This window comes from Pseudomonas sp. RC3H12, from assembly GCF_018596375.1.
Taxonomy (GTDB): domain Bacteria; phylum Pseudomonadota; class Gammaproteobacteria; order Pseudomonadales; family Pseudomonadaceae; genus Aquipseudomonas.
Genome location: NZ_CP075595.1, coordinates 1,112,084 through 1,122,405 on the forward strand (window position 1 = coordinate 1,112,084; position 10,322 = coordinate 1,122,405).

Consider the following 10,322-nt stretch of genomic DNA (forward strand, 5'->3'; position numbering starts at 1 on the left):
ATTGGCCGGCGTCGAATGGCGCTGCCACTACACGGAGGTGCACATGCAGATCACATTGCCGCTGAGTGTCAGCGACTGGGAGTACAAGAGCGCCAGCGGGGGTGGGTTGACGGTGATGTTTGCCGCGGCCAGCGGAGGCTTGCTGACCCTGACCGATCCGAACAAGGCCGAGCAGCAGTTTCGCTATGGTTCGCTCGGGGTCGGCGTTGGCGCAGGCGCGCGTTTGCCGCGGGTAGGCAAGATCAACCTGCTGGTGCGCGGCAAAAGCGTCGGCGCGGTTGGCACCAGCGCAGACCTCCCGGCAATCGGCACGGTGCTGGTGGCCGAATCGGTCGCGGCCCGGGGCCTGGTGCGCGACGACTTCAAGGGCGGGTGCGTGTTCCTCGAAGGCGGGCTGGGCCTGGTTGGTGGTGGCAGCGGCTCGGGCGTGCTGTTCGGCCTGGATCCCAAGCTGTTGGCCCTGGGTACCGCTGCGATAGGGGCGGGTGGCGCGTTTCTGCCGCAGGAAACCTTGCCGCGCCTGCTGCGCTCGGCCAAGGGCGTGATCTTCTCCGCCGGGTTCAACATCGGCGTGCAGGCGGGCGGCGGCCTGGCGTTGACCATGGGCGGGCTGTTCTGATGGCCTGCGATAGCGTCAGGCGCTCGTCGCACCCTGCGCCGCGAGGTTGCAATACTGCCCCTTGAAATACAGCAAAGGCTGCGAGGACGTGGTTTGCTGCAGGTTCAACGCCTTCACTTCACCGATGACGATCAGGTGATCGCCCGCGGCGTGTTCAGCGTGAATCTCGCAATCGATCCAGTGCAGGCTACCGGTAATGATCGGATTGCCCAGCGGTGACGGTTGCCATTGCACTTGGTGCCACTTGTCCGTGCCGCGCCGCGCGAACTGGTTGGAAATCTCGACCTGCTCACCCGCCAGGATGTTGACCGCGAAGCGGCCGGCCTGGCGAATCCTGGGGTAGCTGGCCGAACTGGCCATCACGCTGAATGACACCAGTGGCGGGTTCATCGACACGCTGTAGAACGACTGGCAAGTGAAGCCGATCGGCTCGTCATCGGTGTGCGACGTAATGACCGTGATACCGGAGGCGTAGTGCCCGAGCGCTTCGCGAAAGCTCGATGGCTCGATAGGGAGTGACATAGTAGATCCTGGGTGTGGGTGCCGCTAGAGGGTGTGGGAAGGCCCGCATCTGTCCGGGCCTTCGCCTGTTACCTCCGACCTGGGCTCAGCGCTGGTTTGCCAGTTCTCTGCGAACAATCTCCGCGCCCGCACTCAACGCATTGAGCTTGCCTCTTGCCACCTGGCGCGGCAGGGGCGCCATCCCGCAGTTGGTGCAAGGGTAGAGCTTGTTGGCGTCGACGAACTGCAGGGCCTTGCGCAGGGTATTGGCAACTTCCTCTGGGGTTTCAATGGCGTGGTTGGCGACATCGATGGCGCCAACCATCACTTTCTTGCCACGGATAAGCTCGATCAGGTCCATCGGCACGTGGGAGTTGTGGCACTCCAGCGAGACGATGTCGATGCTGGACTTCTGCAGCTTGGGGAAGGCTTCTTCGTATTGCCGCCATTCCGAGCCCAGGGTCTTTTTCCAGTCGGTGTTGGCCTTGATGCCGTAGCCGTAGCAAATGTGCACGGCGGTTTCGCACTTGAGCCCTTCGATGGCGCGCTCCAGGGTGGCCACGCCCCAGTCATTGACCTCATCGAAGAACACGTTGAAGGCGGGTTCGTCGAACTGGATGATGTCGACACCCGCCGCTTCGAGTTCGCGGGCTTCCTGGTTGAGGATCTTGGCGAATTCCCAGGCCAGTTTTTCGCGGCTTTTGTAGTGGGCGTCATACAGTGTGTCGATCATCGTCATGGGGCCTGGCAGCGCCCACTTGATGGGTTGCGAGGTGTGTTGACGCAAGAACCTGGCGTCATCGACGAAGACAGGCTTGCGGCGCGCAACAGCGCCTACGACCGTCGGCACGCTCGCATCGTAGCGATCGCGGATTCTGACCGTCTCGCGCTTCTCGAAATCGACACCGTCGAGGTGTTCGATGAAGGTCGTGACGAAATGCTGACGTGTCTGTTCGCCATCGCTGACGATATCGATACCGGCGTGCTGTTGCTCTTGCAAGGACAAGCGCAGCGCGTCTTGCTTGCCCTCGACCAGTTCATCACCCTCCAGCTTCCAGGGCGACCAGAGCTTCTCAGGTTCAGCGAGCCAGGCGGGTTTGGGCAGGCTGCCGGCAGTGGAGGTGGGTAACAGCTTTTTCATACTGGAAAACCTTGTGTCTTGTTGAGTCAAAGCGCGCAACGGGCGGACCACTGCTCGAGGATCGCCTGGTAGGGCTTGATGAAATGCTCTTGCGCAAACTTCCCCTGTTCGACAGCCAGCCGGCTGCGCTCTTCGCGGTCGTAAACGATGCGCGTCAGCGAGTAGTCCTGGTGGTGCAAGCTGGGCTGGTAGGTTTTGCCGGCGGCGGAGTTCGCGTTGTAGATTTCAGGCCGGTAGATTTTCTGGAAGGTGTCCATCGTGCTGATGGTGCTGATCAGTTCCAGGTTGGTGTAGTCGCCCAGCAAATCGCCGGCAAAATAGAACGCCAGCGGCGCGGCACTGTTGGGCGGCATGAAGTAGCGCACCTTCAAACCCATCTTCTTGAAGTACTCATCGGTCAGCGAGTATTCAGCCTGCAGGTATTCCACGCCCAGGACCGGGTGCTGGTTTTCCGTGCGGTGATAAACCTTGCTGCTCGAGACGCTCAGGCAGATGACGGGGGGCTTGCTGAAATGCTCCTTGTAGGCGCTCGAACTCACGAAGCACTTGAACAGTTTTCCGTGCAGGTCTCCGAAATCTTCGGGTGTGCTGAAGGTTTGCCGGTCCTTGTTATGCCCCTGCAACAGCACGCTGAAATCGTAATCGCGCACGTACGAGGAAAAATTATTGCCGACCATGCCGTCGATACGCTCGTTGGTTTGTCGATCGACCACCGTCGTTTTCAATATTTCAATCAAGGGCAGGGCAGGGGCAGTGCCCGAGAGGCCGATATCCATTTCCACTGAAATGATGTCGAGCTCGACCGTGTAGCGGTCGCCTTTGGGGTTATCCCAGTGCGCCAAGGCATTGAAGCGGTTGTCGATCATCCTCAAGGTATTGCGCAGATTCTCCTGGCGGCTCTTGCCCCTGGCCAGGTTGGCAAAGTTGGTGGTGGTGCGGGTCTTGTCCGAAGGCTGGTAGTGCTCATCGAAACAAATACGCTTGAGGGTGAATGCAATTTCGTTATTCATGGTGGTCGTGTGCCCTGATGTCTGAAGCGAGGCAAGAAAGGCCAGGGTTGAGATGCATGGCTGCCGCCAAGACGCACGCGCCATGCCAGGCTGTCTTTCTCGCTTACGCAAAATCGATGGGGGGATTGTCAAAGATCAAGGTGTCATGAGACAAACTCATTTTTTTTGCATACAAGTGTAGTTTTTCTCATGATCGATCTGAGGCACCTGCGCACCATCCATGCCTTGCGCGAAACCGACAGCCTGTACGAAGCCGCCGAGCGGCTGCACCTGACCCAGTCGGCGCTGTCGCACCAGTTCCGTGAGCTGGAAGACCGGATTGGCATGCCGCTGTTCGTGCGCAAGTCCAAGCCGGTGCGCTTTACCAGCGCCGGTCTCAAGCTGCTGGAACTGGCCGAGCAGGTGCTGCCGCAGATCCGCGCCACCGAGCGGGACCTGGGCAAGCTGGCGGGCGGTACGGCCGGGCGGCTACACATCGCGATCGAGTGCCACAGTTGCTATCAATGGCTGATGCCGTCGGTGGACGAATTTCGCGGTGCCTGGCCGGAGGTCGAGCTGGACCTGGCGTCGGGGTTTTCATTCGCGCCACTGCCGGCGTTGGAGCGGGGCGATCTGGACCTGGTGGTGACGTCCGACCCGGTAAAGTTGCCGGGGATCACCTACGTGCCACTGTTCGGCTATGAGGCACTGCTGGCCATCGATAATCATCACGCCTTGTGTGCAAAGCCGTACCTCGAGCCCGCCGATATTGGTAGCCAGACGCTGATCACCTACCCGATCGAGCGCAACAGGCTGGACATCTTCACCCGCTTCCTTGACCCGGCCGACGTCGAGCCGGCGCAAGTACGCACCTCGGAGCTGACGATCATGATGATGCAACTGGTGGCCAGCGGCCGCGGTGTGTGCTGCCTGCCAAACTGGGCCGTGCATGAATACAGCTCGCGTGGATACGTGACCACCAAGCGCCTGGGAGAGAAGGGGCTGCAGGCAAAACTGTATGCGGCGGTCCGCAGCGACATGCTCGAAGTGCCTTATGTCAGCGACTTCCTGCTCACGGCAAAGGATATGTCCTTCGCGACGCTGGAAGGCGTCAATGCTGTTTCCGGGATCGCCGTTTGACAGCCAGCCCCAGCTATCGCAGCGCATTAACTGGCAATCGAGGCGCACGGATCAGCGGGCCATCATCGAGTCGGCAAGGATCGTGCGAAACACGCTGTATTTCCCCGAAAGCGCCGGTTACATATCCAGGCCACACACTTTCGCGCCCGCGGCCGTAGTTCATTGCCCAGGTTTCATCGGTGTGTGACAGCGCCGTTGGTCGGCTGAGTCGAAGCGCAAGCTGGATTTGGCTGGAATAATGTACGATGATTTTCGTAATGCCAGGGAGGGGTCATGCCAAAAGGCTTCAAGGCAGCCAGGAGCGCGGTGATTGCCGCGCTCGAATCGGGGAGGTACCTGCATGCAGCGCGGGGCGATATCGAGGTAAAGAACCTGTTGGCCCTTGGCGCGGTCAGTGCGGGCGATATCATCGAGGTCATCCGTGCTTGCAATGGCACTCACTACAGCTGCAGCCCACACCATGCCGTGCCAGCCATCGAAGTCCATGTGCTCAGGCGCTCCGGCTGGTACATCAAGTTCTATTTCATCGAGCCGCAGACGTGGTTCATCAGTGTTCACCAATGAGTAACCCAAGCATGAATATCCTGTTCGAGGGCGACACCGGCCAGGCCCTGTGCGAGCGTTGCCAGGCATTGGTCGCCATGCATTACACCCGGCGCGACGTGCCTTTCAGTGATGGCCTGGGCGTGGCACGGGACATCCTGGTGGGCGTGTGCGACGGCTGCGATACGGTGGTGGCCATCCCGCCGCAGTCCACCCCGGCTATCCGCGAGGCGCGCAAGCAGCAGCTCAAGTCCATCGAGGCGCGGCTGCCGGCGGTGTATCTCGATGTGCTCGACGCGGCGATGCAAGCGGTCAGCAGCGAGGCGGGGGCACACTTGCGCAAGCTGTTCCTCGCCCATTATTTCCATTGGCTGGTGCAGGCCCGCCAGGGGGCGGGTCTGCAACCCGGCCACGAGGCCTTCGTCCAGGCACTCGACGCGCAGCGGCGTCAGAGGGGGCTGCCGGCGTCTGGAGCCACGCGGCGGCTGTCGATGAAGGTCAACGCGCACATGGCCGAGGATTTCCTGACGCTGCTGGGGCAAACCCGGATGAGCCAAACCGAGCTACTCAAGGCGGTGATCGCAAGGATCCAGATGGATGTGCTCGAGACGCGGGATCCGCAGGTGATCGAGGCGCTGCAGCGGCTGACGCGAGTGGCGGGATAAGTTGGGGCGAGCGCACCGCGCCGGCATCGCTCCTCACATGTGATGCTTGCGCAGCTCGTGATCCAGGCGTAACGTGCATCACATGTGAGACAAGGACACCCCTTCGATGGCAGGCAAGAAAAGCTCCACCGACTACATGCGTGACATGCGCGCCCGGCTCAAGGCCGCGGGCCTGGTCAAGCGTGAGCTGTGGATCCTGCCCGAGCACGCCGCCGCCCTGCGCGGCATCGAGAAGGCTTTACGTCAGCCCCACGCGGGCAAACAGGTCAGAACGGAGGATTTCATGACCGAGCACACCCACTGGACGATCGAAACGCTGCACGGCGCCCTGCAAGGCCTGGACGAGGTGCGTGACGAGTCGATCGGCCTGTCCCTGCAACAGGGCGCCGAGCCCAGCCTCAAGCTGGTGATGAACGAACTGGACGGCCTGCCGCTGTACATCGCCGTGGCCGGTGAGCAGATCCTGGTCGATACGCTGCTGGTGGAAGCCAGCCAAGTGAAAGACCGCGCTGCATTCAACGATGCGGTGCTGCGCACCCGCGACGTGTTCCCGCTGTCGTCGATCGGCCTGCACACACTGCCTTCGGGCGAGTCGGTGTACACCATGTTCGGCGCCCTGAGCGCGGCCTCGTCGCTGGACAATATCGTCCAGGAGATCCACACCCTGGCCGACAACGTCATCACCGCCGCCGAAGATTTTGAAGACTACTTCACCCACTGATTCCGGAGATTGCACCATGAGTTTGTTGAGAAAGATCGTCACCGCCCTGCGTGGCGGCGCTTCGGAAGTCGGTGAGGCGATCGTCGACTCCCAGGCCCTGCGCATCCTCGACCAGGAGATCCGCGACGCGGACAACAGCCTGATCGATGCGCGCAACCAGCTGGTCAAGATCATGGCCAAGCACAAGACCGCGCAGCAGCGCATCACCGAGTTCGACAAGACCATCGGCGACTGGGAGCAGAAGGCCATTGCCGCGCTGGACAAGGGCGAGGAGGGCCTGGCCCACGAGTGCGCGGCGCGCATCGCCGACCTGACCAACCAGCGTGACAGCGAGCAGGCGCTGGCCGACCAGTTCGGTGCGTCGGTGACGACCCTGACCGCAACCGTGAGCAAGACCGAGGCGCAGATCAAGGGCCTCAAGCAGCAGGTGGACCTGGTCAAGGCCCGCGAGAGCGTGCAGCGTGCCCAGGTCAGTGCGGCCTCGGCCACCGGTGGTGCCAATGGCAGCCTGGAAACGGCGGTCGGCTCGCTGGACCGCATCAAGAAGCGTCAGACGGAGCGTGCCGCCGAGCTGGAAGCGGCGGCGGAACTGGCAGGCAAGGCTGACGGCAGCGATCTGGAAGCACGCCTGAAGTCGGCCGGGATCGGCGCCAGTAACAGTGGTGCCGACGATGTGCTGGCACGCTTGAAGGCCAAGGCGGCCAAGCCGGCGGAGTGATTCGTTGACCGGGCTTGGTCCACTGGCGTGAAACCCGCGCCAGACCCGTTGGCGGGGCGCACGAAAAGCAGTATCGTGTCGCCCCCGCCAAAGGACTGCCGCGACCCAAGGGATTTTCAATGTCGCCTTCTCCCGACAGGCCCAGCCTGTTCGCTACAGCTCCGCGATTGGCTCCTGTTCCGTCCCCCTTTCACCCAGGAGATGCCCCGTGGGTTGGTTGAAACGCTTCATGGGCTTCGAAGCCCCCAAACCTGCCGCCGGTAGCCAGGCCCAAGGCAACCAGCCATTTGGCCTGGGTAGCGGGCGCATGCTCAAGCTCGATCGCTCGCTCAAACTGCTGCTCGACGGGCATTCCGAGCTGGAGGTCCCCGAGCAGGAAGTGGTCTGGGCGGTCGGTGAAGTCGACCTAGGCCAGTCGGTGCGCCTGGCGCGCTTCTATATGGAAGACGAGGACTACTGGCTGCAGGTGGTGATGAACGGCGCGTCCGCTGACGATGTCCGTGACATCATCCTGTTCGGTTATTACAGCGTGGTGCCGGTCACCAGCGACGCCGAACTCAAGCGCCTGGTCGGCCCCGAGTCGAACATCGGCCTGCCGTACTACGAGCACGAAGGCTACGAGTTCGTTCGCCAGTGGGGCAGCGAAGAGGGACAGACCGAGCTCACGCCGATCAGCGAGTGGGTCACCAGCCCCGAGACCAGCTACCGCATCCAGCACCTGTCGATGCTGTATGCCCGCGAAACCGGCCTGACCGACCGCCGCGAATTCCTCCTGCTGTCGGTGGAGGAAGACGAGGACGGCAATGTCAGCCTGACCACTTCGGTGGGTGTCACCCTGCAATCAACGGACTTCAACGTCATCTGACAAGGATTCACCATGCTCGACGCACTTCGCATGTCGCTCAACGCCCAGGCAGTGATCGGCTTCATTCTCTACATCAGCGTGGCGCTGGTGCTGTTCTGGCTGTTCCAGTTCATCTATACGCACCTTACCCCGCACCGCGAATTCGCCCTGATCCGCGACAACAACAGCGCTGCGGCCATCGCGCTGGGCGGTGCGCTGATCGGTTTCTCGCTGCCGGCCAGCAACATCATCGCCTACAGCGTCAGCCTGCTCGACTTCGTGGTCTGGGTGGTGATCGCCGCCGTGGTGCAACTGCTCGCCTTCGGGATCACAAGCCTGGTGCTCAAGGGCTTGGCAAGCCGCATCGCCAAGGGCGAGATGGCCGCCGCGATCTACGCCGCCGCCGTGGCGATCAGCGTGGGCTTCCTCAATTCGGCCTGCATGACCCCGTCGGTCTGAGCCGTTTGCGCGCAAGGAGCCATACATGAGACGCAGTTCCGTCAAGCTGGTGCTGGCCAGTTCCCTGCCGCTGGCGCTCACCGCGTGCAGCGCGCCCGAGGAGACCTACACGGTCAGCAAGCGCAGCAACTACACCACCGTCCAGGCCTGTGTCGATGACAAGATGCCGGTGGACGTGTGTTCCGACGCCTACATGCAGGCGTTGGCCGACCACCGCCGCATCGCCCCGACCTATGGTGACAAGGCTGCCTGCGAGGCTGACTTCGTGCCGGACTACTGCCAGGTCACCAGCGATAACCGCTACATGCCGCGCCTCGGTGGTTTCGAGCTGGCGGTGTCGGGCGAGGTCAGCCAGTCCCAGGTCGATGCGGCCCGCGCCCAGGTCGAGAACAGCGGCCAGGCCAGCAGCGGCGGCAGCAATTTCAACGGCCTGCTTACCGGCCTGCTGCTTGGCCAGGTACTCAGCGGCGGCAATCGCCAGTACTACTCGCAGCCGGTCTACCAGTATCGTGACAGCAGCGGTGGCTACCGCAGCACCACACTCGGCCAGCAGATCGACCAGGGCAAGCGCTTCGAGCGCTCAGACCAGGCCCAGCAGAGCGGTGGCAGCTACTCCAGCTACTACTCCGGCAGTTCCAGCGGCCGCAGCTACAAGTCCAGCACCTCGACCCGCTCCAGCGTGTCCTCGTCGATCTCCCGTGGCGGCTTCGGCAGCCAGGCCACTGCGCGCAGCGGCTGGGGCGGCAAGAGCAGCGGCGGCTTCAGCTTCGGCGGTTGAACATGCGCAAGGTCCACTGCGACGAACGCCCGGACTGGTGCGCCACCGCCGAGCGTGAGGGCTTCGCCTTCCACACCATCGACGGTGAGCGCTACTGGGATGAGCGCGGTTACTACCAGTTCAGTGAGGCCCAGGTCAGCCGTGACCTGGAGGCGCCCACCCAGGAGCTGCACGCGATGTGCCTGGACGCGGTGGCGCGCATCGTCGACAGCGAAGCGCTGATGACCCGCCTGGCGATTCCGCCGGCGTTCTTCGACCTGGTGCGTCGTTCATGGAAGGAGGGGCATCCACACCTCTACGGGCGTTTCGACTTCAGTTACGAGGGCACGGGCCCAGCCAAGCTGATCGAGGCCAACTACGACACGCCGACCTCGCTGTACGAAGCCGCGGCGTTCCAGCTGATCTGGCTTGAGCAGCAGATCGAGCGCGGCGTGCTGCCGGCCCATGCCAGCCAGTTCAACACCCTGGCTGAAGACCTGGTGCGGGCTTTTGCCGCCTTCGAACGTGAAAGCCCGTTCTACTTCTCGGCCATCGGCGGTTCGATCGAGGACCGCGGCACCACTGATTTCCTGCGCAAGATGGCTGGGCACGTGGGTATCAGTACCCGGCATATCGACCTGGAGGATATCGGTCTGAACGACGAGGGGCGTTTCGTCGACCTCGAGGGCCGACCGATCCCGCGCCTGTTCAAGCTGCACGCCTGGGAGCATATCTTCCACGAGGACTTCGGCCAGGCCATCGCCGGTTGCGATACCCAGTTCGTCGAGCCAGCGTGGAAATCGCTGATCTCCAACAAGGGCATCTTGCCGTTGTTGTGGGAATGGCATGAGGGCCACCCGAACCTGTTGCCGGCCTTCCTCGACGAAGACCCCCGGCGGCCGGTGCCCAAGGGCTGGGTGCGCAAGCCGTACTTCTCCCGCGAGGGGGCCAACGTGGATATCCGCACCACCGATGACCAGCGGGTGTTCGAGGACGGACCCTACGACGATGCGCCGTATATCCTGCAAGGTTTCGCGCCTTTGCCGAAGTTCGGTGACAGCTACACCTTGATCGGCTCGTGGGTGGTCGGTGATCTGGCCTCGGGGATCGGCATTCGTGAAGACGACACCTTGATTACCAAGGACAGCTCGCGGTTCCTGCCGCATGTGGTCGTGGACTGACCGGCTGCGCTGTCGCGACAGCGACGTAGCAAGCGTCGTCAGCG

13 protein-coding genes are annotated in these 10,322 nt (G+C 62.5%); 10 read left to right on the forward strand and 3 right to left on the reverse strand.

Features of this window, described 5'->3' with window-relative positions:
* The first annotated feature begins 43 nt into the window (after nt 1-43).
* The gene (locus KHO27_RS05125) at nt 44-619 is read left to right on the forward strand and encodes a hypothetical protein (protein ID WP_110699149.1); all 576 of its coding nucleotides are present in this window, start codon (nt 44-46) and stop codon (nt 617-619) included.
* A 15-nt stretch (nt 620-634) separates the two neighbouring features.
* Here KHO27_RS05125 and KHO27_RS05130 read toward each other — a convergent pair whose 3' ends face one another.
* From KHO27_RS05130 to KHO27_RS05140, 3 genes are all read right to left on the reverse strand, one after another.
* Entirely contained in the window at nt 635-1,141 is a 507-nt protein-coding gene (locus tag KHO27_RS05130) for a flavin reductase family protein (RefSeq protein ID WP_110698691.1), read from the reverse strand.
* A gap of 85 nt (nt 1,142-1,226) precedes the next feature.
* Nucleotides 1,227-2,261 carry a methionine synthase gene (locus KHO27_RS05135; RefSeq protein ID WP_214501302.1) on the reverse strand — a complete coding sequence of 345 codons (1,035 nt, stop codon included), beginning with the start codon at nt 2,259-2,261 and terminating at the stop codon, nt 1,227-1,229.
* A 26-nt stretch (nt 2,262-2,287) separates the two neighbouring features.
* Nucleotides 2,288-3,271, reverse strand: a complete 984-nt coding sequence (locus KHO27_RS05140; protein ID WP_110698687.1) for a DUF1852 domain-containing protein — start codon at nt 3,269-3,271, stop codon at nt 2,288-2,290.
* A 189-nt stretch (nt 3,272-3,460) separates the two neighbouring features.
* Between KHO27_RS05140 and KHO27_RS05145 the strand changes: the two genes are divergently transcribed.
* The 9 genes from KHO27_RS05145 (at nt 3,461) to KHO27_RS05185 (ending at nt 10,278) form a co-directional block, all read left to right on the forward strand.
* Complete coding sequence (locus KHO27_RS05145) at nt 3,461-4,390, forward strand: LysR family transcriptional regulator (RefSeq protein ID WP_110698685.1); 930 nt, start codon at nt 3,461-3,463, stop codon at nt 4,388-4,390.
* A 273-nt stretch (nt 4,391-4,663) separates the two neighbouring features.
* Nucleotides 4,664-4,954 carry a hypothetical protein gene (locus KHO27_RS05150; RefSeq protein WP_214501303.1) on the forward strand — a complete coding sequence of 97 codons (291 nt, stop codon included), beginning with the start codon at nt 4,664-4,666 and terminating at the stop codon, nt 4,952-4,954.
* 11 nt (nt 4,955-4,965) lie between these two features.
* Entirely contained in the window at nt 4,966-5,598 is a 633-nt protein-coding gene (locus tag KHO27_RS05155) for a hypothetical protein (protein ID WP_110698681.1), read from the forward strand.
* A gap of 106 nt (nt 5,599-5,704) precedes the next feature.
* The gene (locus KHO27_RS05160) at nt 5,705-6,319 is read left to right on the forward strand and encodes a YjfI family protein (RefSeq protein ID WP_110698679.1); all 615 of its coding nucleotides are present in this window, start codon (nt 5,705-5,707) and stop codon (nt 6,317-6,319) included.
* A 16-nt stretch (nt 6,320-6,335) separates the two neighbouring features.
* A complete protein-coding gene (locus tag KHO27_RS05165; RefSeq protein WP_214501304.1) occupies nt 6,336-7,037 on the forward strand; it encodes a PspA/IM30 family protein in 702 nt (233 codons plus the stop codon).
* A 208-nt stretch (nt 7,038-7,245) separates the two neighbouring features.
* Entirely contained in the window at nt 7,246-7,902 is a 657-nt protein-coding gene (locus KHO27_RS05170; RefSeq protein WP_178082045.1) for a DUF2491 family protein, read from the forward strand.
* A 12-nt stretch (nt 7,903-7,914) separates the two neighbouring features.
* Entirely contained in the window at nt 7,915-8,340 is a 426-nt protein-coding gene (locus KHO27_RS05175) for a DUF350 domain-containing protein (protein WP_023631082.1), read from the forward strand.
* A gap of 25 nt (nt 8,341-8,365) precedes the next feature.
* Nucleotides 8,366-9,118, forward strand: coding sequence for a DUF1190 domain-containing protein (locus tag KHO27_RS05180; protein WP_062359546.1), 753 nt, complete (start codon nt 8,366-8,368; stop codon nt 9,116-9,118).
* Between the two features lie 2 nt (nt 9,119-9,120).
* Nucleotides 9,121-10,278, forward strand: coding sequence for a glutathionylspermidine synthase family protein (locus tag KHO27_RS05185; RefSeq protein ID WP_214501305.1), 1,158 nt, complete (start codon nt 9,121-9,123; stop codon nt 10,276-10,278).
* Nucleotides 10,279-10,322: the final 44 nt, after the last annotated feature.